The 24820-nt window shown below is 64.2% G+C and carries 26 protein-coding genes and 1 tRNA gene; 17 read left to right on the forward strand and 10 right to left on the reverse strand.

Going from position 1 to position 24820, the window contains the following annotated elements; genetic code table 11:
- The first annotated feature begins 72 nt into the window (after positions 1–72).
- The 6 genes from KW845_RS05730 to KW845_RS05755 all read left to right on the forward strand — a co-directional run bounded on the left by KW845_RS05730 (position 73) and on the right by KW845_RS05755 (position 7003).
- Positions 73–1347 (forward strand): FAD-binding oxidoreductase, encoded by a 1275-nt coding sequence (locus KW845_RS05730; RefSeq protein ID WP_218368179.1) that lies wholly within the window; start codon positions 73–75, stop codon positions 1345–1347.
- Positions 1348–1396: 49 nt separating this feature from the next.
- On the forward strand, positions 1397–2413 hold the full coding sequence (locus KW845_RS05735) for a dipeptidase (protein ID WP_218368180.1): 1017 nt from the start codon (positions 1397–1399) through the stop codon (positions 2411–2413).
- An 18-nt stretch (positions 2414–2431) separates the two neighbouring features.
- Complete coding sequence (locus tag KW845_RS05740; protein WP_218368181.1) at positions 2432–3397, forward strand: tripartite tricarboxylate transporter substrate binding protein; 966 nt, start codon at positions 2432–2434, stop codon at positions 3395–3397.
- Between the two features lie 47 nt (positions 3398–3444).
- Positions 3445–4461 carry a tripartite tricarboxylate transporter substrate binding protein gene (locus KW845_RS05745; RefSeq protein WP_218368182.1) on the forward strand — a complete coding sequence of 339 codons (1017 nt, stop codon included), beginning with the start codon at positions 3445–3447 and terminating at the stop codon, positions 4459–4461.
- A 16-nt stretch (positions 4462–4477) separates the two neighbouring features.
- Positions 4478–6244 (forward strand): gamma-glutamyltransferase family protein, encoded by a 1767-nt coding sequence (locus KW845_RS05750; protein ID WP_218368183.1) that lies wholly within the window; start codon positions 4478–4480, stop codon positions 6242–6244.
- A 165-nt stretch (positions 6245–6409) separates the two neighbouring features.
- Complete coding sequence (locus tag KW845_RS05755) at positions 6410–7003, forward strand: YSC84-related protein (protein WP_218368184.1); 594 nt, start codon at positions 6410–6412, stop codon at positions 7001–7003.
- 115 nt (positions 7004–7118) lie between these two features.
- Here KW845_RS05755 and KW845_RS05760 read toward each other — a convergent pair whose 3' ends face one another.
- The 3 genes from KW845_RS05760 to KW845_RS05770 form a co-directional block, all read right to left on the reverse strand.
- On the reverse strand, positions 7119–7436 hold the full coding sequence (locus KW845_RS05760) for a hypothetical protein (protein WP_218368185.1): 318 nt from the start codon (positions 7434–7436) through the stop codon (positions 7119–7121).
- An 80-nt stretch (positions 7437–7516) separates the two neighbouring features.
- Complete coding sequence (locus KW845_RS05765) at positions 7517–7975, reverse strand: Lrp/AsnC family transcriptional regulator (RefSeq protein WP_218368634.1); 459 nt, start codon at positions 7973–7975, stop codon at positions 7517–7519.
- A 69-nt stretch (positions 7976–8044) separates the two neighbouring features.
- Complete coding sequence (locus KW845_RS05770) at positions 8045–8668, reverse strand: hypothetical protein (protein WP_218368186.1); 624 nt, start codon at positions 8666–8668, stop codon at positions 8045–8047.
- Positions 8669–8827: 159 nt separating this feature from the next.
- Here KW845_RS05770 and KW845_RS05775 point away from each other — a divergent pair, with 159 nt between their 5' ends.
- Positions 8828–9073 carry a hypothetical protein gene (locus tag KW845_RS05775; RefSeq protein WP_218368187.1) on the forward strand — a complete coding sequence of 82 codons (246 nt, stop codon included), beginning with the start codon at positions 8828–8830 and terminating at the stop codon, positions 9071–9073.
- A 93-nt stretch (positions 9074–9166) separates the two neighbouring features.
- Here KW845_RS05775 and KW845_RS05780 read toward each other — a convergent pair whose 3' ends face one another.
- A complete protein-coding gene (locus KW845_RS05780; protein ID WP_218368188.1) occupies positions 9167–10621 on the reverse strand; it encodes a PLP-dependent aminotransferase family protein in 1455 nt (484 codons plus the stop codon).
- A 515-nt stretch (positions 10622–11136) separates the two neighbouring features.
- Between KW845_RS05780 and KW845_RS05785 the strand changes: the two genes are divergently transcribed.
- The 3 genes from KW845_RS05785 (at position 11137) to KW845_RS05795 (ending at position 13228) form a co-directional block, all read left to right on the forward strand.
- Positions 11137–11213: transfer RNA gene (locus KW845_RS05785), tRNA-Met, on the forward strand.
- A gap of 96 nt (positions 11214–11309) precedes the next feature.
- Positions 11310–12821, forward strand: a complete 1512-nt coding sequence (locus KW845_RS05790) for a PAS domain S-box protein (protein WP_218368189.1) — start codon at positions 11310–11312, stop codon at positions 12819–12821.
- Between the two features lie 44 nt (positions 12822–12865).
- Positions 12866–13228, forward strand: coding sequence for a hypothetical protein (locus KW845_RS05795; protein ID WP_218368190.1), 363 nt, complete (start codon positions 12866–12868; stop codon positions 13226–13228).
- A 22-nt stretch (positions 13229–13250) separates the two neighbouring features.
- On the opposite strand, the gene KW845_RS05800 is transcribed toward KW845_RS05795, so the two are convergent.
- Positions 13251–13616 carry a hypothetical protein gene (locus KW845_RS05800; protein ID WP_218368191.1) on the reverse strand — a complete coding sequence of 122 codons (366 nt, stop codon included), beginning with the start codon at positions 13614–13616 and terminating at the stop codon, positions 13251–13253.
- Positions 13617–13794: 178 nt separating this feature from the next.
- Here KW845_RS05800 and KW845_RS05805 point away from each other — a divergent pair, with 178 nt between their 5' ends.
- The 4 genes from KW845_RS05805 to KW845_RS05820 all read left to right on the forward strand — a co-directional run bounded on the left by KW845_RS05805 (position 13795) and on the right by KW845_RS05820 (position 16228).
- A complete protein-coding gene (locus tag KW845_RS05805; RefSeq protein ID WP_218368192.1) occupies positions 13795–13923 on the forward strand; it encodes an entericidin A/B family lipoprotein in 129 nt (42 codons plus the stop codon).
- Between the two features lie 107 nt (positions 13924–14030).
- Positions 14031–14462, forward strand: coding sequence for a BPTD_2524 family lipoprotein (locus KW845_RS05810; protein ID WP_218368193.1), 432 nt, complete (start codon positions 14031–14033; stop codon positions 14460–14462).
- Positions 14462–14860 carry a hypothetical protein gene (locus KW845_RS05815; RefSeq protein WP_218368194.1) on the forward strand — a complete coding sequence of 133 codons (399 nt, stop codon included), beginning with the start codon at positions 14462–14464 and terminating at the stop codon, positions 14858–14860. The genes KW845_RS05810 and KW845_RS05815 overlap by 1 nt, the downstream gene beginning before the upstream one ends.
- Positions 14861–14935: 75 nt before the next feature.
- Positions 14936–16228, forward strand: coding sequence for an aspartate carbamoyltransferase (locus KW845_RS05820; RefSeq protein ID WP_218368195.1), 1293 nt, complete (start codon positions 14936–14938; stop codon positions 16226–16228).
- Between the two features lie 37 nt (positions 16229–16265).
- Here the strand turns inward: KW845_RS05820 and KW845_RS05825 are convergent, their stop codons facing one another.
- Positions 16266–17165, reverse strand: coding sequence for a recombination-associated protein RdgC (locus KW845_RS05825; RefSeq protein WP_218368635.1), 900 nt, complete (start codon positions 17163–17165; stop codon positions 16266–16268).
- A 152-nt stretch (positions 17166–17317) separates the two neighbouring features.
- Here KW845_RS05825 and KW845_RS05830 point away from each other — a divergent pair, with 152 nt between their 5' ends.
- Complete coding sequence (locus KW845_RS05830; protein ID WP_218368196.1) at positions 17318–17536, forward strand: hypothetical protein; 219 nt, start codon at positions 17318–17320, stop codon at positions 17534–17536.
- A 370-nt stretch (positions 17537–17906) separates the two neighbouring features.
- Here the strand turns inward: KW845_RS05830 and KW845_RS05835 are convergent, their stop codons facing one another.
- The 3 genes from KW845_RS05835 to KW845_RS05845 form a co-directional block, all read right to left on the reverse strand.
- On the reverse strand, positions 17907–19583 hold the full coding sequence (locus tag KW845_RS05835) for an MFS transporter (protein WP_218368197.1): 1677 nt from the start codon (positions 19581–19583) through the stop codon (positions 17907–17909).
- Positions 19584–19772: 189 nt separating this feature from the next.
- The gene (locus tag KW845_RS05840) at positions 19773–21287 is read right to left on the reverse strand and encodes a sensor histidine kinase (protein WP_218368636.1); all 1515 of its coding nucleotides are present in this window, start codon (positions 21285–21287) and stop codon (positions 19773–19775) included.
- Entirely contained in the window at positions 21265–21954 is a 690-nt protein-coding gene (locus tag KW845_RS05845; RefSeq protein WP_218368198.1) for a response regulator transcription factor, read from the reverse strand. Before KW845_RS05845 ends, KW845_RS05840 begins: the two co-directional genes overlap by 23 nt.
- 221 nt (positions 21955–22175) lie before the next feature.
- Here KW845_RS05845 and recA point away from each other — a divergent pair, with 221 nt between their 5' ends.
- The gene (recA, locus tag KW845_RS05850; RefSeq protein WP_218368199.1) at positions 22176–23255 is read left to right on the forward strand and encodes a recombinase RecA; all 1080 of its coding nucleotides are present in this window, start codon (positions 22176–22178) and stop codon (positions 23253–23255) included.
- A complete protein-coding gene (recX, locus tag KW845_RS05855; protein ID WP_218368200.1) occupies positions 23252–23809 on the forward strand; it encodes a recombination regulator RecX in 558 nt (185 codons plus the stop codon). Before recA ends, recX begins: the two co-directional genes overlap by 4 nt.
- A gap of 15 nt (positions 23810–23824) precedes the next feature.
- Here the strand turns inward: recX and KW845_RS05860 are convergent, their stop codons facing one another.
- Positions 23825–24745: a LysR family transcriptional regulator gene (locus KW845_RS05860; protein ID WP_218368201.1), complete on the reverse strand. Its 921-nt coding sequence runs from the start codon at positions 24743–24745 to the stop codon at positions 23825–23827.
- Between the last annotated feature and the right edge of the window lie 75 nt (positions 24746–24820).

The following is a 24820-nucleotide window of genomic DNA, read 5'->3' on the forward strand; positions in this document are numbered from 1 at the left end:
TTAGTCGATTGCCAAACCCCGATTTTCGATAAATAATAATCGTATATCAAGTTTTAATTATCGCTATACGATATGTTTGCGGCAGACCAAGCAGTACCCGAATCGGTGGACGTGGCCATCATCGGCGGCGGCATCATTGGGGCCAGCACCGCCTATGCCTTGGCCCAGGCGGGGGCACGCGTATGTGTGTTCGAAAAAGGCGTGCTGGCGGGCGAGCAATCGTCGCGCAACTGGGGCTGGGTCCGCACGCTGGACCGCGACCCGGCCGAAGTGCCCCTGGCCATGCGGGCCAATCAGTTGTGGGCCGACATCCAGGCCCGTGCAGATGTGGGCTTTCGCCGCACCGGCATGTTGTATCTGCAGGAAAACGGCCAGGATGCCGCCCAGCACCAGCGCTGGCTGGACACCGCTCGTGCGTACGGGGCCGATGCCGCCTTGCTGGACCGCGCGCAGGTGCTGCGCCACCTGCCTGAATCGCCCCGGCCCTGGAGCGGCGCCTTGTACAGCGCGTCTGACGGTGTGGCCGAGCCCGGCATGGCCACACAAGGTATCGCCGGCCTGGCCCGGCAGCATGGCGCCACGGTGCTGGAGCATTGCGCGGTGCGCGGGCTGGACGTGCAGGCCGGGCGAGTCGCGGGAATAGTCACCGAGCGTGGGCGGGTTCGGGCGCAGGCGGTGCTATTGGCCGGAGGGGCATGGTCGCGCCTGTTTTGCGGCAACAGCGGCGCCGAGTTTCCGCAACTGAAAGTCAGGGGCTCGGTGCTGCGCACGCAGCCCTTTGATGCACCTTTGGCGGCCACGGTCAATGCCAGGAATTTCACATGCCGCAAGCGTGCCGATGGCGGCTATACCGTGTCGCAGTTCGGCGCTTCGATGGCCGATGTGGTGCCTGACAGTTTTCGCTTGATGGGCAAGTTCATGCGCGCGTGGCTGGCGAACAATGCTTTCGTGAAAGTGCGCTTCGGGAAACGCTTTTTTGAAGAGCTGGCCATTCCGCGCCATTTCGAGTTGGACCGCGTCAGCCCCTTCGAGCGCCACCGGGTACTGGACCCGGCCGCATCGCCGCGGGCCATCAAGATTGCCTGGCAGCGGCTGACCGAGACCTTTCCGGTATTTCGCGCCGCCAGTATCGGGCGGGCCTGGGCGGGCTATATCGATGTGACGCCGGATGCGTTGCCGGTGATGTCGCCGGTGGATGGCATTGCCGGGTTCTACCTGGCCTCGGGCTTTTCCGGCCACGGTTTCGGTATCGGGCCGGCGGCGGGCGAACTGATGGCCGATCTGGTCCTGGGCCGCACGCCGCGCGTGGATACCCATCCTTTCCGCTTTTCGCGCTTTTCCGGATAGGTCGCCACGGCTTGGGCGTTTACATGACACGACACAAGAGGAAACTTGCATGAGTTCTACAGCGGGCATACACGAGCAGGCCGTCGTGGTCGACGGGCTGGTGTTCTTCAGCGATGGCAGCACGCGCGACATGCTGGCCGGCGGCGTCAGCGCCATCAACCTGACCGTCACCGATATGCGCTCCGATTTCGAGCAGGCGCTCAAGGATGTGATGGCATGGCGGCAACGCGCGCTGGACCCGGATTCGGGATGGCTGCTGGTCGAGCGCGCCGAAGACATTGCGCGTGCCAAGCGGCAGGGCAAGCTGGGCCTGATCATGGGTTGGCAGAACGGCCGGCCGCTGGGTGAACAGCCCGACCGCGTGGCGCTGTTCCATACCCTGGGCATGCGCGTCATCCAACTGACGTACAACGAAGCCAATCTGCTGGGCGATGGCTGCCTTGAACGGCGCAACGCCGGCTTGTCGGCATTGGGCATCGAGATGGTGCGCGAAATGAATCGCGTGGGCATCGCGATCGACCTGAGCCACTGCGCACCGCAAACCTGCCTGGATGCGGCGCGGCACAGCGCGCGTCCGGTGCTGTTGACGCATGCCAATGCCAACGCCGTGATTGCCCGGCCGCGCAACAAGTCCGACGAGGTCATCAAGGCGGTGGCCGCCACGGGTGGGGTGGTCGGCTGCAGTATCCACGCGTACCTGAGCTGGCGCGGCGATCCCAGGCAGCAGCCGCTGCTGGAAGACCTGGTGGCCAATGTGCGCTACATCGGCGAATTGGTCGGCTATGAGCATGTGGGGATCGGCACCGATTTCCCCGCCGTGGACACCTATGAAGCCGTGCGCCACGTGATGGTCATGTCGCGCACCAAATATGCCGCTTCCGGTGGCGATTTCTCGGATGCCTTTGGCGACGTGATGGAGGCCCGTTACCCCAAGGAAGCACCCACGCCAGCGCAGTTTCCGCAATTGACGCGTGCCCTCGAGCAAGGCGGCCTGAGCCCGACGCAGATCATGGGCGTGCTGGGCGGCAACTTCCAGCGCGCATTCGCCCAGGCCTGGGCCGCCTGACCGGTAACGGAACCCATCATGAAGATCCGTCATTTCGTGCAAGCCGCCGCCGCGGTGGCCGCCTTCGCCGGCCTGGGGCTGGGTACCGCCCATGCCGGCTTTCCCGAGCGCACGCTTCGCATTGTGGTGCCGTACCAGCCCGGCGGCTCGACCGACACTGTCGTGCGCAAGTTCGCCGAGCTGGTTGCGCCCGAGCTGGGCCAGCCTGTCATTGTCGAAAACAAGGGTGGCGCCGGCGCCACCATGGGGGCGCGCACACTGGCCACCGCCCAGCCGGACGGCTACACGCTGGCCATCTTGCCCAGCCCGGTGTTTCGCATGCCGCATATCCAGGATGTGGGCTATGACCCGAACCACGATTTCACCTACGTGATGATGCTTAGCGGGTACACGCTGGGCGTGGCGGTGCCTGCCGGCGCACCGTATCGCACGTGGGCCAACTTCATCGCCTATGCGCGTGCGCATCCTGGCGACATCGCTTATGGCACGGCCAGCGTGGGCAGCGCATCGAACGTCATGATGGAAGACATTGCGCGGCGCAATGGCGTGACGTGGCGGCATATCCCCTACAAGGGCGAGTCGGATGTGCTGCAGGGCGTGCTGGGCGGCCAACTGCAAGCCTATGCGGGCTCGACCACCGTGCTGCCCATGGTGCAGTCCGGCAAGATGCGCATGCTGGTGACCTGGGGCGCTCATCGCAGCGCGCAGTTTCCCGATGTGCCGACCCTGCACGAACTGGATGGCACACCGGCGGCGTATGCGCCATTCGGTATCGCCGCCCCCAAGGGGCTGCCGCCCGCCATCCTCGAGACCTTGCACGACACCTTCAAGCGCGTGGCCGAATCGGATGCCTTCAAGTCGATCCTGACCCAATATGGCCAGGAACTGGTCTACATGGATAGCGCCGACTACGCAGGCTACGCCGCCGAGCAATTCAAGGCAGAAGAGGAAATCGTGAAAAGCCTGGGGCTGAAGACGAACTGAAGCCATTTCCCGTCGAATGCCAGGCGGATCAACCAAGGAGAGCTTCTATGGTCAACGCTGTAATCGATGACAAGAGCGGGCGCCGCCGCTTCGTGGCGGGCCTGATGGGCGGCGCCGTCCTGGCAGCGGGGCTGCCGGCCAGGGCGGCACCGGTTTCAGCAACGAAATGGCCCGGGCAGCCGATACGCCTGGTAGTGGGCTATCCCCCTGGCGGCGGTACCGATACGGTGGCCCGCTTGCTGGCCCAGCAGTTCTCCGACAGCCTGGGCCAGCAGGTGGTGGTCGAGAACCGTCCGGGCGCCAGTGGCACTATTGCCACCCAGCAAGTGGTGCGGTCCGCACCCGACGGCTACACCCTGCTGTTTGCCACCGCCTCGCCCCTGACCGGCGCGCCGCTGACCATGAAGGGACTGCAGTACGATCCCATGACGGATCTCGAGCCCATTACGCTGGTGGGCAACGGGCCCTTCATCCTGGTCGCCAACCCGGCCTTTCCGCCCAATACCTTGCCCGAACTGGTGGCGTACGCGCGCCAGCACCCCGGCCAGGTCAACTACGCGTCGCCGGGCAACAGCACGGCCAATTATTTCTTCTGCGAGCTGCTCAACATGGACGCTGGCATCAAGACCGTGAACGTGCCCTACAAAGGCAGTTCGGCCTTGGTCAACGACCTGATCGGCGGCTACGTGCAATACACGCTGGAAACCCCGGGTACGACCCTGCCGCTGATCCGCCAGGGCAAGCTCAAGGCGCTGGCCATCCTGCATGATCAGCGGCTGGCCAAGGCGCCCGATATTCCTACCGCGGTCGAGGCCGGGTTCCCGCAATTGGTCGGAGGCTCGTGGTATGGCCTGCTGGCGCCGGCCGGCACGCCCAGGCCTATCATCGATAAGGTCCAGCAGGCGACCGTGGCCGCCTTGAAGACACCGGCCATGCGCACCGCCCTGGAAGAGCGCGATGTGCTGGCACAGGGCAATACGCCCGAGCAGTTCCGGCAGTTCATCGAGGCCGAATACCGCAAGTGGAAAGACGTCACCAGCCGCATCGGCATCCAACCGCAATGACACCTGGGCGTACATCATGAATACCACCACGCATGCCGATCCCGACCTGACCCAGGGCAGCGCGCCGCTGTCCATGCGGCCCACCCTGGCTGGCCTGGACCACATGATCTCGGCGGGGCATTACCTGGCCACCCAGGCCGGCGCGCAGGTCTTGCAGGCTGGCGGCAACGCGGTCGATGCGGGCGTGGCGGCGGGCATTGCCCTGGGGGTCGTGCAAAGCGATATCGTCAATGTCGGCGGCGTGGCGCCATGCCTGGTGTACGAGGCCGGCACGCGCAAGGTCTGGAGCATCTCGGGCCTGGGCTACTGGCCCAGGGCCGCCAGCCTGGATCTGTTCCTGGACCGGCACGGCGGGCGCATCCCGGCCGGCGTGCTGCGCACGGTGATTCCCGCCGCGCCGGATGCCTGGATCACGGCACTGGAGCGTTTCGGCACGTTTTCGTTCGGCGATGTGGCTGCCGCCGCCATCGGTTTTGCCCGTGACGGGTTCGTCATGTATCCCCTGATGGCCGAGGTGCTGGCGGATCACCAGGATGACTACCGGCGTTGGCCGTCCAGTGCCGCGATATATCTGCCCGGCGGGCAACCGCCGGCCGCGGGCCAGGTATTCCGCCAGGCCGACCTGGCGGCCAGCCTGCAGTACATGGCCGACCAAGAGCGCGCCCATGCATCGGGCGGCCGCCTGGCCGGCTTGGCGGCGGCGCGCCGCGCCTTCTACCAGGGCGATATTGCCGCTGCCATTGTCGACTACCACCAGGCGCACGGCGGCCTGATGACCCACGACGACCTGCGCGATTTCTCGGTCGATGTAGAACCCGCACTGACCACCGACTTCCATGGCACGCAGTTGTACAGCTGCGGCTTCTGGTGCCAGGGCCCGACCCTGCTGCAGATGCTGAATATCCTGGAATCGCGCGACTTGCGTGCGCTGGGGCACAATTCGGCGCCGTATATCCACTTGCTGACCGAGGCGATCAAGCTGGCCTTCGCCGACCGCGAAGTGCACTACGGAGATCCACGCCACAAGACGGTGCCGCAAGACATCCTGCTGTCCAAGGCCTATGCGCGCAAGCGGCTGTCGATGATCCTGGCCGATCGCGCCGGGCCCGACATTCCCGCGGCGGGCGACTTGCTGGATGCCGGCCTGTCGCTGCCCCGCGGGTTCACGCCCGAAGACACGCGCCGCACCGATCCGCGCCTGGACACTTCGTACGTGGCGGTGGTGGACAAGCACGGCAATGCATTCTCGGCCACGCCCAGCGACGGTTCGTACAACACGCCGGTTATCCCGGGCACGGGGTTGTGCGCATCCAGCCGGGGCAGTCAGTCATGGGCCGAGCGTGGGCACGCCAGCGCGATCGGCCCGGGGCGCCGCCCGCGCCTGACGCCGAACCCTACGCTGGCGTTGCGGCCAGGCAGCTATGTGATGCCATTCGGCACGCCGGGCGGAGACGTGCAATGCCAGGCCATGCTGCAGACTTTCCTGAATATGGAAGTATTCGGCATGGACCCGCAGCAGGCGGTCGAGGCCGCGCGCTTTGCCACTTTCAGTTTTCCTTCCTCGTTCGAACCGCATAGCGTGCAGCCCGGCCGCCTGATGATCGAGGGCCTGGTGGGCCGCCCGGTAGGGGATGCGCTGGCCGGCATGGGACACACCGTGCAATGGTGGCAAGACCGCAATTGGCGGGCGGGAGCGATGTGTGTCGTGCGCCACGACACGGACACCGGCATACGCTGGGGCGCGGCCGATCCGCGGCGGCCGGCCTATGCAATAGGCCGCTGAGCGGGTTTATCGACAGAAGTAACGGATGGCTACCGCGGCCCATGATGCGGCCAGCGGCGAATTGCATTGTTGCAATTGGCTGGGATGTCTTGCCCGCCTGTGCCGTTTGCGCGCGGGCAGGCGAGTACAGTGAAAGAACCCCTTCAAGAACAACAGGAGAGTCTCATGCTCAATACATCCCCGACGCTGCGGCGTGCTGCCATGGCCGCGATGACAGTCGCCATGGCCGGACTGGTATTTTCGGGCTGCACCATGACTTCCCCCAAGGCTTCGGCAAGCGCAACGGAACAACGCCAGGAAATCGACAGCGGCGCCGATGCCACGCTGACCAAGCTGTACGAGACCTCGCCCCAAGCCAAGGCGTTGGTTGAGCGCGCCAAGGGCGTGCTGGTCTTTCCGTCGGTGCTCAGCGCCAGCTTCGTGGTAGGTGCCCAGCACGGCAAGGGCGTGCTGCGCGTGGGCGGCACCAACGCCGGCTACTACAGCACGACGGCAGGGTCGATCGGCTTCCAGGCCGGCGCGCAATCCAAGGCCGTGGTGCTGCTGTTCATGACCGACCAGGCGCTTGAAAAATTCCGCAATAGCGAAGGCTGGACGGTGGGCGCCGACGCGTCGGTGGCCGTGGCCGATGTGGGCGCCAATGGCCGCATCGATACGAATACGGCCCAGCAGCCTATCGTCGGCTTCGTCATGAACAATGGCGGGCTGATGGCGGGCGTGTCGCTCGAGGGCGCGAAAATCGCCAAGGTCGATCTCTGATGCCAGGCTGTCGCGCTGCCTAGCGCGCACTTACGCATCGCGACAGGATCCGGCGCCCAGAGAGGCGCCGGATCTGCATCCGGGACGCCACAGCGGATCGGGTCGCGGTGCTGGCCTACGAGCCCGTTGGGCTGTTGGCCTTGGGAGCAGGCTTGTCCACGCAAGTGAAGTCGACCGTGGCTTCCTTGGGCATCAAGCCGGTTGCATGATTCGACGTGACCTTGGGTTGCGACAGGCGCTGTCCCAGCGACTCGCAATGATCTTCGGCCTGCTTGCGGGCAATGTTCTTGACTTCCACCCAGGTCTGCCACTTGCCTCCGGCGTTGTAGGTGACGCGGTAGGTATTGTCGCCAGTGGTGGCGGTTTCGCTTATGCTGGCGCACGCGCAAAGCAGGGAAAGCGCCAGGGCGCACGAAAAAGGGCGAAGCAGCATGGGAATTCCACGAATGATGTCAGTGCTATTACAAAGCACCAGGCGGTCGTCGTGCAAGCGGCTATCGCGTCCGCCCGGATTCAGCCCGGCCCGATCGCGTTGCGGCGATCGAGCTTGCGGCTGAGCACGATCGAAGTCTGGGTTTGCTTGACGCCGTCGAGCAGGCCGATGTGATCGAGCAAGTCATCGAGCTGCTCATGGGTTTCGCAGCGCAGGAACACCAGGTAGTCGAACGGGCCGCTGACCGACGAGACTTCTTCCACTTCAGGAATCTTGCCCAGCTCGCGTATGACTGCCGCGGGCGTCTTGGGCAGTACGCTGATGAAGCAGTAGGCTCGCACGGCCGCGTCTTCCAGCTTGTGGCCCAGGCGCACGCCATAGCCGGCGATGGCGCCGTCGCGTTCCAGCCGCGCCAGCCTGCCCACCACGGTGCTGCGCGCCAGCTTCAACTTGCGCGCCAGGATCGCGGCAGGCTCGCGTGCGTTGGCCTGCAGCAGGCTGAGCAATTGGCGATCGATGGCGTCGAGTTTGTCGGGCATGGGGCGTTGGAAGGGCACGGGGCTGTACGCAAAGTACAAGGCCTGCGTGCGGCTAGTCAATGTACCCGCTCAGTCGGGTTCGGTGGGCAATCCGCCGTGATAGATGCGGCCCTCGAACTCGAACTGGGCGATGGTCTTGGCGGCGGCCTCGAATATCCGGTCTTTCTGCACGGGCGTCAGGTGCTGGGTGTCTTTGAGCGTGAAGCGGCACGTGTCGGCCCCGCTGTCGTAGCTGGCGCTGGCAACAAACTGGCTGACGCCATAATCGTCGGCGAAATGAGCGAATTCGCGCAGCTGCTCCATCTCATGGAAAGCGCCGCCCAGGCTGACCAGGGTCATGCCCAGCTTGGTTTCACGCATGGCGGCGTGTCCGGCAAGGGGTCGGGGCCGGCCCGCACCGGATAGCGGCGGCGGCGGGGCGTCGTCATGGTCATTGAAGCGGGCGCCGATGGTGCGCATGCGTGCAAGCACCATGCGCCACTGGGCGGGTTCCAGCGCCAGGCGCGCGGCCAGGTAGAACAGGCGCTGCCTGCCCAGGCGATGGGGCGTGGGCTGCGCGGTGAAAGCCGACCAGTCTGCCGCATCGTCCAGGCCCGCCAATTGGGCCATTTGCGCGTTGCTGTATCCCAGGGCGTCCTGCAGGCTGCGCAAGGCCTGCGGGCTGGGCGGAACATAGTGCTGAAGGGTTTTCATGGCACGGCTCCGGTGTGGCCGGGCGCGCCGGAGAGGACGGCCCGGCCGGGGCGCCTGGCACGGCGGCCGCATGGCCTTGATGCTAGCGTGCCGGCGCCTGCTTTGCCAAGCGGCGTGCATGCTAGGATGCCCGGCAGATAATCTATCTTGCGAGGCTATATGGATACCCAGGAACAAATCGCCGTGATCGTGCACACGATCTCGCACCAAGGCGGGCGCATTGACGCGCTCAATTCCGTGATGGCCTCGATGCTGCATCTGGCCAAAGCGTCGCCGGGCCTGCGCGAGGCCATCGAGGCGCAGCTCGAACAGAATTATTCCAGCCTCTTGGCGCGCTCGGAAAATCCGCAGTACGTGGCGGGTTTCGAGAGCGTGCGCGATACCGTGCTGGCTGCGCTGAAATAGTCCGGCTTACTCACAGCTTCTGTGGACAAGCCTTGGGATAGCCTGGGCACAGCAGGAAAATTTCCTTATGTGACAAGTGTTTGCTTAGGGCGCTCAATTCCTGACTGAATTGCCCGATTCGGCCACGATATTGCCCAGCGTGCGCACCGCTTGCTCAATCTGCGGCGTGTAGGTCGAGCCGCAGCTCAGCCGCAGGAAATGGTTGTAGCGGTCCGAATTCGAGAACATCGTGCCCGGCGCGATACGAATGCCCTGGGCCAGCGCCTGTTCGAACACGCGTGTGCTGCTGCGCCGACCGGGCATCTCGATCCACAGCAGCATGCTGCCGTCGGGCACATTCAGGCGCGTGCCCGCCGGGAAATGGCGGTCGATGGCCTCGGCCACCCGCATGCGCTGGGTCTTCAGCTGTTGCCGCAGGCGCGCCAGATGGCGATCGTAGGCTTTCGAGCCCATGTACTCGGCTACGGCAACCTGGGCCAATGGTTCGTTGGAACGGCTCTGCGCGAACTTCAGCATGGCGATGCGCGAAGCCCAGCGGCCGCCCGTCATCCAGCCCAGTCTCATGCCGGGGGCCAGCGTTTTGTGCATCGAAGCGCAATAAATGACATTGCCCGTGTGGTCCCAGGACTTGACCGCCGGGCGCAATTGGTTGTCGTCGCACAGCGCGCCGTAGGTGTCGTCTTCGATCAGGGCGATCTGGTGGCGTTCGCATAAAGCAGCCAGCCGCGCTTTCTCGGTGTCCGGCATGACGCAGCCCAGGGGGTTCTGGAAGGTGGGCACCACCACCACGGCGCGCAGGTGCGGGTGGGTGCGCAAGGCCAATTCCAGCGCGTCCACCGACATGCCATGTTGCGGGCTGGTGGGTATTTCCAGCGCCCGCATGCCCAGGCTTTCCAGAATCTGCAGCAGCCCGAAGTAAACCGGCGATTCCACGGCGATGGTATCGCCGGGCCGCGCCACAGCCCGCAACGCCAGGTTCACGGCCTCGATGCACCCGTGGGTGACTACGATGTCGTCGGGGGCCAGGCTCATGCCCAGTTCAAGGGCGCGCCGCGCCAATACGCTGCGCAGGTCGGCATGGCCCATGGGCGGCACCCGGCTGACCAGCATCTCGGGATGGTTGCGCAATGTCCGGATCATTGCCTGCTTCAGCGCGTCGGCGGGATAGTGGGCCGCCGACGCGGCGGACAGGGCGAAGTTGACGCTGGTGGCGTGACGTTCGCACTGGGCCACGAAGTCCGAGACACGATCATGGATGCCGACGTAACTGGCCGGGTCCAGCGGTTGGCGGGGGTCCGGTTCGGAAGCGGGCAGGGTGGTGCCGCGATGCCGGGGCCGCACAAAATAGCCCGAGCGTGGCCGGGCTTCGACCAAGCCGTCATCCTCCAGCTGCCGGCAGGCCTGCAGCGCCGTCGACAGGCTGACGCGATGGGTGCGTACCAGCGCGCGTACCGACGGCATGCGTTCGGCGGGCGCCAATGCGCCGCTATGAATGGCGCGGCGATAGTGGTCGGCCAGCCGCTGGTATAGAGGAGGTTGCGCGTCCATGCATGCATCATGCGCCCGGCGGGTTGCCGCCGTAAGGCACAGTTCCCGGGAAAACCCACCATAACAGATGAAAAACGACCTGTCTGTTCCGGTACAGAAAGCCTGTTGGTGTGCCTGTTACCGCCAGAAAGACGTGCGTAAGCTGGAAGCCTCTTCATTGGCTTTATGGATACGCCGCGATGGACATCCCCGCCACGGTCACGACCCACCCGTTCATGCTGCAGCGCGGCGATATCCGCACGCTGCAGGCCACGCGCGGCATGGTGCTGATCTGCGTCGAAGGCCATGTGCAACGCACCGAGCAGGTTTCCCGGATCGACGACCCCTGGCCCTATGCCGTGCAGGTAGCGCTGGCCCAGGGCGAAGCGTACCTGTGCGAGCAGGGTGGGCCGCTGCGCCTGACGGCACAATCAGAGGCCCGGTTGTTATGCCTGCGGCCGTTGCCGTGGTGGCGTGTACTGGTCTGGCGATTGCAGCGGATAGGTGCGAAATATGCTATGATTACAGACATCAGACGCGGGGTGGAGCAGTCTGGCAGCTCGTCGGGCTCATAACCCGAAGGTCGTAGGTTCAAATCCTGCCCCCGCAACCAATTCGATGAAAGCCCGATGCATGCGCCGGGCTTTTGTTTTTGCGGCGCGGCCGTGCCCGTCGCGATACCGCCATTGCAGCCAAGCCAGGAGCGCCCATGCACAAAGCCTCCGTGTTCACTGCCGAAGGCCGGCATCTGCTTGAGATCATCGACGGCATGATCGAAGGCGTCATCCTGCTCGATCCCAGCCGGCACATCGTCTGGGCCAACGGCACGGCGTTGGCCATGCATGGCGTGAGCGACCTGGCCGGCCTGGGCGGCACGGCGGCGGGGTATCGCAAGCGTTTCGCGCTGCGCTATCTCAATCGTCGCGCCTTGACGGCACGCCAATACCCGCTCGACCGGGCGCTGGCCGGCGAGACCTTCACCGACGTTTTCGTCGAATTGCAGCGCCGTACTCGCCATGAGCCGCACAGCCGTGTCCTGCAGGTGCGCAGCCAGGTGGTGGTCGATGGGGGCGCGCATCTGGGCATGGTCGTGGTGATGCTGGACGTCACCGAGCGCTATAACGCCGAAGAGCGCTTCGAGCGTACGTTTGCCGCCAACCCCGCGCCGGCACTGATTTGCCGGCTGGCCGACCTGCAGTACGTCAAGGTCAACCAGGGGTTCCTGGAAATGACGGGCTACAGGCACGACGAAATCGTTGGCCGTACGCTGTACCAGATCGATGTGCTCGACAGCATGCCCGACCGGGATGCCGCCATTGCGCAACTGCACGATGGCGCCACGATTCCCCAATGCGAGACCTTGCTGCGCACCTGCGATGGTGGTTCGAAACTGGTTGTCATCGCGGGCCAGCCGATCCCGGTCGACGATGCGCCTTGCATGCTGTTCACGTTCAACGATCTGGAAACGCGCCGCCGGGCCGAAGATGCACTGCGCAAGAGCGAGGTTCGATTTTCCAAGGCGTTCCGCCTGGCGCCGGTGCCCATGACGCTCAGTACCCCCGAGGGCATCCTCATCGAAGTCAATGAGGCTTTTACTGCCATCACTGGCTACCAGCCCGACGAAGTCATCGGGCATGCCGATGGGCTCGCGCGACTATGGGTCGACGAAGAGGCTTATCGCAGCGTGGCTGCATCGCTGGCCGACGGCAAGGGGGTGCGCAATATCGAGATGCTGCTGCGGGATCGGGATGGAGGCATGCTGGATTGCCTGGCGTCGGCCGACCTGGTGGATATCCAGGACCAACGCTGCGTGCTGGGTGTCATCCAGGACATCACCGAACGCAAGCGCTCGGAAGTCGAGCTGATTGCCGCCATCGAGACGGTCATGCAGGACACGTCGTGGTTCAGCCGTACCGTGATCGAGAAGCTGGCGCAGATCCGGCAGCCGCGTCGCGTGGTGCACGGTTCGGGCGAATTGTCCGACCTGACGCCGCGCGAACGCGAGGTGCTGGGCCTGATCTGCCAGGGCCTGAGCGATGCCGATATCGCCGCAAATCTGGGCCTGTCGCGCAATACCGTGCGTAATCACGTGGCGACGCTGTACGGCAAGATCGACGTGCACCGGCGCAGCGCGGCCATCATCTGGGCGCGCGAACGGGGCATCGTTGGCAATGAGCGATCGGCGCGCCGCCCGGCGGGCTTCCGCGATCAAGACGCTTGAGATACCATGCCTGGGCCGACCGGTGGATTTCCAGGAGACGCGCCATGGGCACTGCCAAGTATGACCATCCCGGCTATATTGCCGATATCGGGCCGCAGGGCACGTATTACGTAGGTGTATGGTGCCCGCACGGCTATCCGGCCCATGTGCATATCGGCGATGCTGCGGCCCAGGCCGACGCGGGCCTGCGATTGCGCATTCCCGACGGCGCCTTCCAGTCATTGTCCGACGACTTCGAGACGCTATGCCGACGCGCCATCGGCCAGGCCCTGGAAAGCGGGTTGCTGCGCGATGGCTTGGGTGGGTTCCAGGAAACTCGCCTGGCCCTGGAAACGCAGCCCTGGAACGGCCCGATGCAACCGGCGCCCAAGCAGGCCCAGGCACCCCATATTGCCCTGCAATCCTAGGGCTTGATGGGGTAGGGCGCTATCAGGCGCGGCCGCCCGGGCGGCCCAGCATGGCCACCAGCGCCTGTTTCAGGTGTGGCGAAAAAATCGGTACGGTGTGCGTCACGCCGTCGCGGTCAACGCCTTCTTTCAACGTAACCGACTGCCCATCGAAGATGTCGGGAGCCTTGCCCGACTCGATGTAATGCGCAAGCAGGGCATCGACCTGTTCTTGCGTGGCGGCCAAGGGGGCACCAGCCGCCAGTTGCTGCGCGGTGCGGGCCTGCAGCACGCGGTGCAAGTCGTCGATGAACAGTGCCAAGGCGGCATGGCCGCGGCAGTCGGGCTGTTGCCAGCCCCAGCCTTGGCCGGGATCGTCGCTGCCCGGAGGCAAAGAATTATTCTGCATTCCACCATGCTATACCATCACCGCAGTTGCGTGTATTGAACGTTTCACCCCGGCGATATGCGCATTGTTCTTGGCGGTTCAGTGGGAAACGGTGCATGATTGGCACTGCCGGTTACTGCGATCCGGCGCCGGACGCGCAGGTGCGTGTCCGGGTCGTCTACCGTGCCAAGGAGAAATCATGAAGAACAGAATCCTGCTTGTCGCCCTGCTCGCCGTGGCGGCCATTTCTGCCGGCTGCAATACCGTTGCCGGGGCCGGCAAAGATATCGAACGCGGTGGCGAAAGCATCCAGAAGGCTGCCGACTAAGGCTTGCCCGCCGCCCGCCCCCAGCTGTGCGGGCCGGGCGGCAACCGCCGCCCATGGTGCAGGCCTGATGCATAATGCAGCCATTGGATTGATCTGGCGGAATAGACATGCGCATTTTGGGCCTGGCAGGGTTGACCGTTGCCGTTGCACTCAGCGGCTGCGCGAGCAAAGGGTTGTTGTCTGGCGATGCGCCGGGCGCCGCTGACACATTCGCGGTGCAGGCCGATTTCCAGGCCGCCTACCGCCGCGCGGGTGAATATGTGCGTGTCTGCCATGAGCAGCGCCGCCATCCGTACGGCATTGTCTACATGTCGCACCACAGCCTGGGCCAGAAAGGCGCGCCCAACGAAGTGCAGGTCTACAAGAAGACCGAGCCGGCCAAGATCCTGGAAATCATCCGCGCGCAGCCCGATGGTCCGGCCACATCCCAGGTAACCGTCCAGGTGGTGGGCGAGGCGCCCTGGGACGAAGCGGAAATCCAGGCGGCCAGGGCCTCTATCCAAAGCGCGACCCCGGTATGCCGGCCGCTGGCGAATTGATGCCAGTGCCTGGCGCTACCTGCGGCGGTGCGTATGCTCCCCTGGGTGCGGCGGCCCGTTGGCTGGGCTGGCTGAATGCCATCGGGGCGCTGGTCGAGCTAGGCTTCAGTCTGGGAGTGCTGGGCGCCGACGTGGCGCCGCCGGATCTATCTGTGCCGCTGGCGGTCTTCCTGGTGGGCGTGCTGGCCTGCGGAAGCGCCATGCTGTGCTGGGGCCTGGCGCAGGCGGCGCGGGTCGAAGGCCGTTGTTCCAGGGCAGCCGCCTGGCTGGGCGCGATCGCGTATATCGTGGCCTTGGCGGCTTTCGTCGCGGGGTGCTGGTTGTCGGCCGGCCTGGCGTTCGAGGCCTCGGACAGCCAAGTGGGTGCGGCGTATACCGCGCACGCGACATTCTTCTGAAAATCGCTTGCGGCGCGCAAAACGCCGGGTTTAATATGCGCATTGCGTATATTTACACCTAAACCCGGGGCCGCCATGTCCATTTCCCAGCAAGCTTTCCTGCGCGACGCCATGCGTCGCCTGAACCTTACCCGCGATGTTTTCGCCACGCGCATCGGCGTGAAGCGGCGTGCCCTGGACACCTGGCTGCTTCCCGAGGGCTCGCAGGAATTCCGCGCCATGCCCGAAGTGGTTGAGCGCTTTGTCAGCGAAATCGTCCAGAACAGCGCCTTGCTCGAAAAATATACGCAAAGCGCACAGGCGGGGGCATTGCGCGACCGCATTGCGGTGAATGGCAAGGCACAGCTGATTTCGGTGGATCAGTTTTCGCGCGAATCGGTCGAAGATCTGTTCCGCGTGGCTGACATGATGCAGCCCATCGCGCGGCGGCAGAAAGTGTCGCGGGTGCTGGAAGGCGCGGTGCTCGGCAATTTGTTCTTCGAAGCCAGCACGCGTACTCGCGTCAGTTTCGGCTCGGCGTTCTGCCGCCTGGGCGGTTCAGTGTGCGACACCACAGGCTTCACGTTTTCATCCATGGCCAAGGGTGAGTCCATCTACGACACCAGTCGCGTCATGAGCGGCTATGTTGATGCGATGGTGATTCGTCACCCCGATCAGGGCTCGGTGGCCGAATTTGCCCAGGCGACGAATATTCCGGTGGTCAATGGCGGCGATGGCCCCGGCGAACATCCGAGCCAGGCGCTGCTGGACCTGTACACCATCCTGACCGAATTCTCCAGGCTGGGCAAATTGCTCGACGGTGCGCACGTAGCCATGGTGGGCGACCTGAAATATGGCCGTACCGTGCACTCGCTGATCAAGTTGCTGGCGTTGTACAAGGGCATCAAGTTCACCTTGATTTCGCCGCCCGGATTGGAAATGCCCGCCTACATCATCGAGCAAGCCAGTCGTAACGGCAACGTCATCGAACAGAAAAGCACCCTGGCCGACGGTTTGGCCGGTGCCGACGTGATCTATGCCACGCGCGTGCAGAAAGAGCGCTTCGCCAATGAGGAAAGCGAAGGCTATGCGCCTGATTTCCAGATCAGCCGCGCCATCATCGACACCCATTGCGGGCCCGACACAATCGTCATGCACCCCTTGCCGCGCGACAGCCGGCCGGGCGCCAATGACCTGAGCATCGACCTGAACGATGATCCGCGCCTGGCGATTTTCCGCCAGACCGACAACGGCATTCCAATCCGCATGGCAATTTTTGCCGTGCTGCTGGGGGTGGAAGGACTGGTGCAGCATTCGATGCGCGACGTGACGTGGAAGCATCCGTCGCATATCGGTCCCGATGATTCCGCCTTCCACGGGCTCGATTGAAAGCACGAGCGGCGGGCGGCACCAGGCCGCCCGCGGCTCAGATGCGCTTCTCGCCGCCCAGCGCCTCGGTCAGCTCGGCCAGCAGCTTGGCCAGTTCCCCCGTCATGAGCGCCATGTCGGAATCGAACTTCTCGTCATCATTCTGCATGACCGTGTCGTTGCCTTCTTTCAGCACGTCCAGGGGCGCCACGCGCTTGATGTCCAGTGATTCGGTCAGCACGAACGACACCCGGTCTGCCCAGGTCATGGCCAGGCGGGTGCATTGCTTGCCCGACTGAATGTGGCGCCGTACGTCGTCGACGTCGATGGAGTGCTTGACGTAGCGGATGGCTGCGCGGCTTTCACCCGAGGCTCGCAGTTCGGTGTCCTGGTCGATGCTGAAATTGGCGGGGGCTTCGTCGGCGGCCAGCCAACCGGTCATGGCCGCGGCCGGCGATTGCGCCACATACAGGTTTTCCAGCGGCAGCGGGTCGATGGTCTTGACCAGCAGGCCGATGACTTCGTCGGCCTTGGCCGAAGCGGCCGCATCGATGACCAGCCAATGGTTCACCGGATCGATCCAGACACGGGTGTCGCGATAGATGCTGAAGGCCTTGGGCAAGAGTTCGTCAGTGACGCGCTCTTTGATTTCCTTCATTTGCTTGCGGCCCGGCTTATAGCCTTGCTGCTCTTCGATTTCTTGCGCGCGTGCACGGGCAACCTGGTTGACGACCGTGGTCGGCAGCAGCTTCTTTTCAGCCCGCAGGCTGAGCAGGATCTGTTGGTTCACCGTGTGCGACAGGGCGGCATTCTCGCGTGGCGAGATCCAGCCCATGCTCTGCATTTCGAGGTTGTTGCCGGCCTGATAGGCATGCTTGGCCAGGCTTTCTTCAAGCTGCTCGCCGGTCAGCGTCCACGGCGAGGATAGTCGGTAGGTCTTGAGATTCTTGAACCACATGGCGTCGGGCAAAAGGGTTGATTCTATACGAGTGCCGGCGGCATGGCGCCCCATGTGGTTCCCTCATTGACACGACACGTTCTGTCACTGACAGTGGGCAGGCGTTCCGGTATCTTCCGGCGCATCGTCATTCACCAGAAAAGGACATAACGATGAAACCGGCGACTATCGTAGGAATCGTGCTGATCGCGCTGGGCGCGGCGGCGCTGGTATACAAGGGGTTCGATTACACGAGCGAAGAAACCGTGTTGCAGATCGGTTCGGTCAAGGCCACGGCTGAAACCGAAAAATCGGTGTCGATCCCCACATGGGCCGGCATCGCTGCCATCGTGGTAGGCGTGCTGGTCGTCGGCCTGGGGCGCCGCCGCTAGCCTGCGTGCCCGCCCGGCCTGCTGCCGGGCAAGGCAAGGCGCCACGCTGCGCCTTCATGTGTTTGCCCACCGCAAAAAAAGGCCCGGCTTAAGAAAGCCGGGCCCGGCAGGGTCACACAATGTCACGCCATTAAAGGCTCGCGGGGGACGTGGCATTGGCGTCAGAGAACTGGCCCTGCGATTCGCGGACAGGGGATCAAACGTCCGAGAATGCAGTGCAAGACCGTGATCTGAGCTTGCAGTCTAATCCCGGCGGTCTGACATCGTCCTGAATCGAGCTTCGCGTCTGCCTGCGAAAAAAAAAGCTCCCGAGGGAGCTTTGAAGGGCCAGACAGGCGCAGCAGTCCTGCCTGGCGGGGGAAAGTGCGAATCAGGCGTTGATGTCGACGTCTTTGGTTTCGCGCACGAACAGGGTGCCGATGACCAGCGTCATGACCGCTATGATGATCGGATACCACAAGCCGTCGTAGATATTGCCCGTGGCCGCCACGATGGCGAAGGCCACCGGAGGCAGGAAGCCGCCGAACCAGCCGTTGCCGATGTGATACGGCAGGCTCATCGAGGTGTAGCGGATGCGGGTGGGGAACATCTCGACCAGGATGGCAGCGATCGGGCCGTAGACCATTGTTACGTAGAGCACCAGGATGCTCAGCAGCACCACCACCATGAACTTGTTCATCTGTTCCGGATCGGCCTTGGCCGGATAGCCGTGGTCGCGGATGGCAGCGGTCAGCGCGGTTTTCAGTTCAGCCGACCGGACCTTGAAGTCGGCGGGCGACATGTCCCTGCCTTCGAACGAGGCGAACTCGTCGTTGCCGATCCTGACCTTGGCTATGGTGCCTGCGGGTGCGGCCTGGTTGGTGTAGTTCACCGAGTTGCCGGCCAGGAACGACTTGACCACGTCGCATGAGCTGGTGAAAGACGAGGTGCCCACCGGGTTGAACTGGAACGAGCACGTGGCCGGATCGGCAATGACCGTGACCGGCGCACTGGCCTGGGCTTTTTCGAGTGCCGGGTTGGCGAAGTGGGTCAGCCCCTGGAACAGCGGGAAGTAGGTCAGCGCGGCGATCAGGCAGCCGGCCAGGATGATGGGCTTGCGGCCGATGCGGTCCGACAGCGAGCCGAACACCAGGAAGAACGGCGTGCCGATCAAGAGCGCCAGCGCGATCATGATGTTGGCGGTATTCGCATCGACCTGCAGGGTCTTGGTCAGGAAGAACAGGGCGTAGAACTGGCCCGTGTACCAGACCACGGCCTGGCCGGCGGTGAGGCCGAGCAGGGCGATGATCACGATCTTCAGGTTCTTCCATTGCGCAAACGATTCGGTCAGGGGCGCTTTCGATCCGCGGCCTTCTTCCTTCATGCGCTTGAACGTGGGGGATTCGTTGAGCTGCAGCCGGATCCACACCGAAATGCCCAGCAGCACCACCGAGATCAGGAACGGAATGCGCCAGCCCCATTCGCGGAACGCGTCTTCGGACATGACGGCACGGATGCCCATGATGACCAGCAGCGACAGGAACAGGCCCAGCGTGGCCGTGGTCTGGATCCAGGCGGTATAGGCGCCGCGGCGGCCGTGCGGCGCGTGTTCGGCCACATAGGTGGCTGCGCCGCCGTATTCGCCGCCAAGCGCCAGGCCTTGCAGCAGGCGCAGCACGATCAGGATTGCCGGCGCGGCGATGCCGATGCTGGCGTAGCTGGGCAGCACGCCCACCAGGAAGGTGGACAGGCCCATGATCACGATGGTGACCAGGAATGTGTACTTGCGCCCGACCAGGTCGCCCAGGCGGCCGAACACCAGTGCGCCGAAGGGGCGTACCGCGAAGCCCGCCGCAAAGGCCAGCAGCGCGAAGATGAACGCCGCGGTGGGGTTCACACCCGAGAAAAAGTGCGCAGCGATAACGGCTGCCAGCGAACCGTACAGATAGAAGTCGTACCACTCGAAAACGGTACCCAGCGACGACGCGAAGATCACGCGCCGTTCTTCCTTTGTCATCGGGCGCCGGCCCGAAGATGGGCCGCGGTCGGCCAGCGATGCTGTGCTCATGATGTCTCCTCGTTTCTGGGCCGGTGGTTATCCACCGTGCGGGCTCTTGGCCGGGTGGGCCGGTGCAGGGCTGGTTACAAGGTAAGAAGCCAGCCTGACGAGGTTCTGACGCGATACTTACCCGAATCTTAATTTTGAAACCAAACGTATCATTTCGGGGGGCAGGGCACGACCGCGTCAGGGAATGCCCTAGGTAGTATCGGACGGATCGGCAGTGCGTCCGTACAACGGAAAACTGACCCGGATGCAGGTTCCCGGTAGTTGCGAATGCGCTGTGCCCTCGAGGATTTGCACCGTGGCGCGATGCTTCTGCGCGATTTCGCGCACGATGGCCAGGCCCAGCCCGCTGCCTTCGGCCTGGGTGCCAAGTACGCGATAGAAGCGGTCGAATACCCGCTCGTGCTCTTCAGGAGCGATGCCCGGGCCGGAATCTTCCACTTCCAGGATGGCGTGCGCGGACGTGGCGCGCACCCGTACCGTTACGTGTCCGCCGGGCGGTGTGTAGCGCAGGGCGTTGTCCACCAGGTTGTTGAGCAGTTCGGCCAGCAGGATGACGTTGCCCGCGATGGGGGCGGCAGTATCGGCCGCCTCGAAACCCAAGTCGGTGTTCAGCGCCAGCGCCTGGGGAACCCATAGCATGGTCTGTTCGTAGCCCACGGCATTCAAGTCGGTAAGGGTAAGGTCGGCCGAATGCGGGTTTTCGGCGCGGGCCAGCAGCAGCAACTGGTTCACCAGGCGCGTGGCGCGTTCCGAGCCCATGACCAATTGGCGCAGGCTGGATTGCATTTCGTCGGGGCTGGCATCGCGCAGGGCCAGCTCGGCCTGGGTACGCAGCCCGGCCAGCGGGGTTTTCAACTGGTGCGCGGCATCGGCCACGAAGCGCCGTTGCGCCTGTACGTTGGCCGAGAGTCGATCGAGCAATTCGTTCATGGCGCTTACCAGCGGCGCGATTTCGGTAGGCGCGGCGCGCTCGTCAATGGGCGAAAGATCGTCGGGTCGGCGCGCGCGCAGGCGCTGCTGCAACGCATTCAGCGGTGCCACGCCGCGCGACAGGCCGAACCATACCAGCAGCACCGCCACCGGCAGCACTACGAACTGCGGGATGATCACTCCTTTGATGATGTCGTTGGCCAGTTCCGTGCGCCGTTCCATGGTCTCGGCCACCACCAGCAGCACCGGCTGCGTCTGGGGGATGTGCAGGTCGACCCAGGTGTAGGCCAGCCGCACGCCGAAGCCGCGCAGCGTGTCGTCGGCATACAGGATTTTGCCGGGCTGCGGCTGCCCCAGGTCGGCGGGCAAGGGCAGGGCGCGGTCGCCGCCCAGGTATTCGCCCCGGCTGCCCAGCGCCAGCCAGAACACGCTGTCGGTTTCATCGGGGCGCAGCACATCGCGCACGGATTCGCTCATGCGCAGGACTGCGCGTCCGCCCTGCGCATGCACATACCGCGACAACACATGCAGATTGTTGGACAGCGCGCGGTCGTAGGGCACATTGGCAATGTTCTGGGCCACCACGTAAGTGATAGCCACGCTCATGGGCCACAACAGGAACAGCGGGGCCAGCATCCAGTCCAGGATTTCTCCCAGCAGCGAACGCTGGGGCGGCGCGAAGCTGGGTCCCTTGGCCCCGCCGCGCATGGCGTCCAGGGCTTCCTGGTTCAGCTTTTCGTGCGTGGCAGGCTCAGTGGGAGAGGTAGCCGGCACCCTGGTCCCGTTCAAGGCAATAGCCCAGGCCGCGCACCGTGATGATCTTGACGCCGCTGGGCTCGAGCTTCTTGCGCAGGCGATGCACGTAGACCTCGATGGCGTTGGTGCTGACTTCCTCGCCCCATTCGCACAAGTGGTCGACCAACTGCGTCTTGCTGACCATGCGGCCGCTGCGGGTCAGCAGGATTTCCAGCAGGCTGACTTCGCGTGCGGACAGGTCGAGCGTTTGGTCATCGACCAGGGCCACGCGCCCGGTCTGGTCGAATACCAGCCGGCCGTGGCGCAGCAGCGTGGCACCGCCGCCGACGCCACGACGCGTCAGCGCCCGGACCCGGGCTTCCAGTTCGGACAGTGCAAAGGGCTTGGCCATGTAGTCGTCGGCCCCCAGGTCCAGGCCCTTGACGCGCTGTTCGACGCTGTCGGCGGCGGTCAGGATCAGGACGGGCAGCATCGAATTGCGTGCCCGCAGGCGTCGCAGCACTTCCAGGCCCGTCAGCTGGGGCAGGCCCAGGTCCAGGATCAGCAGGTCGAAGGCCTGGGCGGCCAAGGCGGAATCGGCGGCCGCACCATCGCGGACCGCATCGACGGCATAGCCATTATGGCGCAGCGAACGGGACAGGCCGTCGGCCAGGATGCTGTCGTCTTCGGCGATGAGAATGCGCATGCGTTAGGGAAAAAAACGGCGATGGCCGGAGAGGGCTGGCCTGTGCGCGCATTCTGGCACAGGGCAGGAGACTTGCCCATCCAGGGAATCCCTGGAGAAATCTGGCATACTGTGTTTTTATCCAGTATAATCCGATGCCATAATCTTCGCTGCTGGCACATTGCGCCGCAGGAATGCATACAACGGCATTGCACACAAATTTACCCACGGGACACCACCACATGAACGACAAAACCAGCAAAGCAGCCGCCTCGGAAAAGGCCAAGGCGCTGGCCGCCGCGCTTTCGCAAATCGAAAAGCAGTTCGGCAAGGGCTCGATCATGCGCTACGGCGACAACGAGATCGAACACGATATCCAGGTCGTGTCCACCGGCTCGCTGGGGCTCGATATCGCACTGGGGGTCGGCGGCCTGCCGCGCGGCCGCGTCGTCGAGGTCTACGGCCCGGAATCGTCAGGCAAGACCACGCTTACACTGCAAGTCATCGCCGAAATGCAGAAAATCGGCGGCACCTGCGCCTTTATCGATGCCGAACACGCACTTGACGTGCAATACGCCTCGAAGCTGGGCGTCAATCTTACCGACCTGCTCATCTCGCAGCCCGACACCGGCGAGCAGGCTCTTGAAATCACCGACGCCCTGGTGCGTTCGGGTTCGGTCGACCTGATCGTGATCGACTCGGTCGCGGCGCTCGTTCCCAAGGCCGAAATCGAAGGCGAAATGGGCGATTCGCTGCCCGGCCTGCAGGCCCGCCTGATGAGCCAGGCCTTGCGCAAGCTTACCGCTACCATCAAGCGCACCAACTGCATGGTCATCTTCATCAACCAGATCCGCATGAAGATCGGTGTCATGTTCGGCAACCCCGAAACCACGACCGGCGGCAATGCCCTGAAGTTCTATTCGTCGGTGCGCCTGGATATTCGCCGCATCGGTTCGATCAAGAAGGGCGAAGAAGTCGTAGGCAACGAAACCCGCGTCAAGGTCGTCAAGAACAAGGTCTCGCCGCCGTTCAAGCAGGCCGAATTCGACATCATGTACGGTACGGGTATTTCACGCGAAGGCGAAATCATCGACCTGGGCGTGCAGGCAGGCGTGGTGGACAAGTCCGGCGCCTGGTATAGCTACAGCGGTACTCGTATCGGCCAAGGCAAGGACAACGTTCGCGAATACCTGAAAGAACATCGCGAGCTCGCCATCGAAATCGAGAACAAGGTGCGCGAAAACCAAGGTATCGTCAGCCGTGCCGCCACCTTCCCGCCCAGTGAAGCCGAAGCCGAGACCGAGGGCGACGGCCAGGCATGATCCGCAAGCCCGGTTCTCCAGGTTCGCCGCGTAATGCATCATCTACGCGGCGCGAGCCGGGCACGCGCCAGGCCGGCGATGATGGCTTCGAAACGCTAGGCAAGCCCGTCCCGCGCGGGCCTACGCTGAAGGCTCGCGCGGTGGGTTATCTGTCCCGGCGCGAGTACGCGCGCAACGAGCTCGCGCGCAAGCTGCAGCCTTACGTCGATGAAGGCACCGATCTCGAAGCGGTGCTCGACGCGCTGGAAAAAGAAGGCTGGCTATCCACCGAGCGGTTTGCCCAAAGCCTGGTGCATCGCCGCGCCGCACGGCAGGGCACCGCCCGCATCGTGCAAGAACTGCGCCAGCATGGCGTGGCCGAAGACCAGGTGGCGCAACTCCGCGATGACCTGCGGGCCACCGAATATCAACGTGCGCTGGAAGTCTGGCGCAAGCGCTATGGCGCCAAGCCCGCCGACCGGGCCGAATACGCCAAGCAGGCCCGCTTCCTGGCCGGCCGTGGCTTCGCCCACGACACCATCCGGCGCCTGCTGGGCGAAGACCACGACGACTGACCGGCGGGCGCTTGTTCAGGCCTTGGCCGAGCGTATGCCATCCAGCGTCTTGAAGCACACCTCGCGGGCGATCGCCAGGAAATCCCCCACATACGACGCGTCAGTATCCTCGGTGCGCACCGCCGCGTACAGCGTGCGCCATACGCCCTGGGGCCCCAAGTGGCACAGCCGCAGCCCGCCTGGCTTCAGGTATTCCGTCAGCGCCCAGTTGGGCAGGGCCGCCACGCCACGGTTGCTGGCCACCAGCTGGGCAATGATGGGCGTGAGTTCTGCCTTGCGCACCGCGGCCGGCTCGACTCCGGCCGGGTCCAGGAACGCCGTGAACACATCCAGTCGTTGCCGGTCCACCGGATAGGTGATCAGGGTCTGGTCGGCCAGTTGCTCGGGTTCGATGTGCCGGAAAGCGGCCAGCGGATGCGATTCCGCCACCGCCAGCACCAGTTCGTACTTGAACAGTGGCAGGTACTCCACGGCTTCCAGTTGTTGCGGATCGGACGTGATCACCAGGTCCAGGTCGCCGCGTACCAGGGCGGGCAGGGGGGCAAATGAAAAAGCCGCCGACAGGTCCAGGGCCACGTCGGGCCATTGCGCGCGAAAAGCATCCAGCGCCGGCATCAACCATTGAAAGCATGAATGGCACTCGATGGCCAGGTGCAGCCGTCCGGTGCGGCCGGCGGCCAGTCTTTGCAGTTCGCGCTCGGTGGCGCGCAGGCGCGGCAGCACCTCATCGGCCAGCGCCAGCACGCGCAGGCCGGCGGTAGTCAGGCGGGCGGGGCGGGTGCGGCGGTTCAGCAGCGCAGTGCCCAGCCGCGTTTCCAGGTCGCGCAACTGGTGCGACAGGGCCGATTGGGTCAGGTGCAGGCGGTCGGCGGCCTCTTGCAGGCTGCCCCCGTCGCGGATGGCCGACAAGGTTTCAAGATGGCGGATTTCAAGCATGGGCAAGCCAGGGGATGAGCGGATTATATGAAAAATATTCAATCAATGTATGTTGAGATTGATTTTGCCGCAAGT

This window comes from Bordetella sp. BOR01 (genome assembly GCF_019218885.1).
In the GTDB taxonomy this organism is placed as follows: domain Bacteria; phylum Pseudomonadota; class Gammaproteobacteria; order Burkholderiales; family Burkholderiaceae_B; genus Bordetella_A.

What these genes read in the sequence shown, in the direction of transcription:
- KW845_RS05765 (WP_218368634.1), bottom strand. Translation starts at nt 7,975, where the DNA reads ATGCCCGACAAACTCGACGCCATCGATCGCCAATTGCTCAGCCTGCTG.
- KW845_RS05780 (WP_218368188.1), bottom strand. Translation starts at nt 10,621, where the DNA reads ATGGACGCGCAACCTCCTCTATACCAGCGGCTGGCCGACCACTATCGC.
- KW845_RS05760 (WP_218368185.1), bottom strand. Translation starts at nt 7,436, where the DNA reads ATGCTGCTTCGCCCTTTTTCGTGCGCCCTGGCGCTTTCCCTGCTTTGC.
- KW845_RS05795 (WP_218368190.1), top strand. Translation starts at nt 12,866, where the DNA reads ATGGGCACTGCCAAGTATGACCATCCCGGCTATATTGCCGATATCGGG.
- KW845_RS05825 (WP_218368635.1), bottom strand. Translation starts at nt 17,165, where the DNA reads ATGTGGTTCAAGAATCTCAAGACCTACCGACTATCCTCGCCGTGGACG.
- KW845_RS05790 (WP_218368189.1), top strand. Translation starts at nt 11,310, where the DNA reads ATGCACAAAGCCTCCGTGTTCACTGCCGAAGGCCGGCATCTGCTTGAG.
- KW845_RS05800 (WP_218368191.1), bottom strand. Translation starts at nt 13,616, where the DNA reads ATGCAGAATAATTCTTTGCCTCCGGGCAGCGACGATCCCGGCCAAGGC.
- recA (WP_218368199.1), top strand. Translation starts at nt 22,176, where the DNA reads ATGAACGACAAAACCAGCAAAGCAGCCGCCTCGGAAAAGGCCAAGGCG.
- KW845_RS05775 (WP_218368187.1), top strand. Translation starts at nt 8,828, where the DNA reads ATGGATACCCAGGAACAAATCGCCGTGATCGTGCACACGATCTCGCAC.
- KW845_RS05835 (WP_218368197.1), bottom strand. Translation starts at nt 19,583, where the DNA reads ATGAGCACAGCATCGCTGGCCGACCGCGGCCCATCTTCGGGCCGGCGC.
- KW845_RS05735 (WP_218368180.1), top strand. Translation starts at nt 1,397, where the DNA reads ATGAGTTCTACAGCGGGCATACACGAGCAGGCCGTCGTGGTCGACGGG.
- KW845_RS05815 (WP_218368194.1), top strand. Translation starts at nt 14,462, where the DNA reads ATGCCAGTGCCTGGCGCTACCTGCGGCGGTGCGTATGCTCCCCTGGGT.
- KW845_RS05750 (WP_218368183.1), top strand. Translation starts at nt 4,478, where the DNA reads ATGAATACCACCACGCATGCCGATCCCGACCTGACCCAGGGCAGCGCG.
- KW845_RS05805 (WP_218368192.1), top strand. Translation starts at nt 13,795, where the DNA reads ATGAAGAACAGAATCCTGCTTGTCGCCCTGCTCGCCGTGGCGGCCATT.
- KW845_RS05770 (WP_218368186.1), bottom strand. Translation starts at nt 8,668, where the DNA reads ATGAAAACCCTTCAGCACTATGTTCCGCCCAGCCCGCAGGCCTTGCGC.
- KW845_RS05845 (WP_218368198.1), bottom strand. Translation starts at nt 21,954, where the DNA reads ATGCGCATTCTCATCGCCGAAGACGACAGCATCCTGGCCGACGGCCTG.
- KW845_RS05820 (WP_218368195.1), top strand. Translation starts at nt 14,936, where the DNA reads ATGTCCATTTCCCAGCAAGCTTTCCTGCGCGACGCCATGCGTCGCCTG.
- KW845_RS05740 (WP_218368181.1), top strand. Translation starts at nt 2,432, where the DNA reads ATGAAGATCCGTCATTTCGTGCAAGCCGCCGCCGCGGTGGCCGCCTTC.
- KW845_RS05745 (WP_218368182.1), top strand. Translation starts at nt 3,445, where the DNA reads ATGGTCAACGCTGTAATCGATGACAAGAGCGGGCGCCGCCGCTTCGTG.
- KW845_RS05860 (WP_218368201.1), bottom strand. Translation starts at nt 24,745, where the DNA reads ATGCTTGAAATCCGCCATCTTGAAACCTTGTCGGCCATCCGCGACGGG.
- KW845_RS05830 (WP_218368196.1), top strand. Translation starts at nt 17,318, where the DNA reads ATGAAACCGGCGACTATCGTAGGAATCGTGCTGATCGCGCTGGGCGCG.
- KW845_RS05810 (WP_218368193.1), top strand. Translation starts at nt 14,031, where the DNA reads ATGCGCATTTTGGGCCTGGCAGGGTTGACCGTTGCCGTTGCACTCAGC.
- KW845_RS05755 (WP_218368184.1), top strand. Translation starts at nt 6,410, where the DNA reads ATGCTCAATACATCCCCGACGCTGCGGCGTGCTGCCATGGCCGCGATG.
- KW845_RS05730 (WP_218368179.1), top strand. Translation starts at nt 73, where the DNA reads ATGTTTGCGGCAGACCAAGCAGTACCCGAATCGGTGGACGTGGCCATC.
- recX (WP_218368200.1), top strand. Translation starts at nt 23,252, where the DNA reads ATGATCCGCAAGCCCGGTTCTCCAGGTTCGCCGCGTAATGCATCATCT.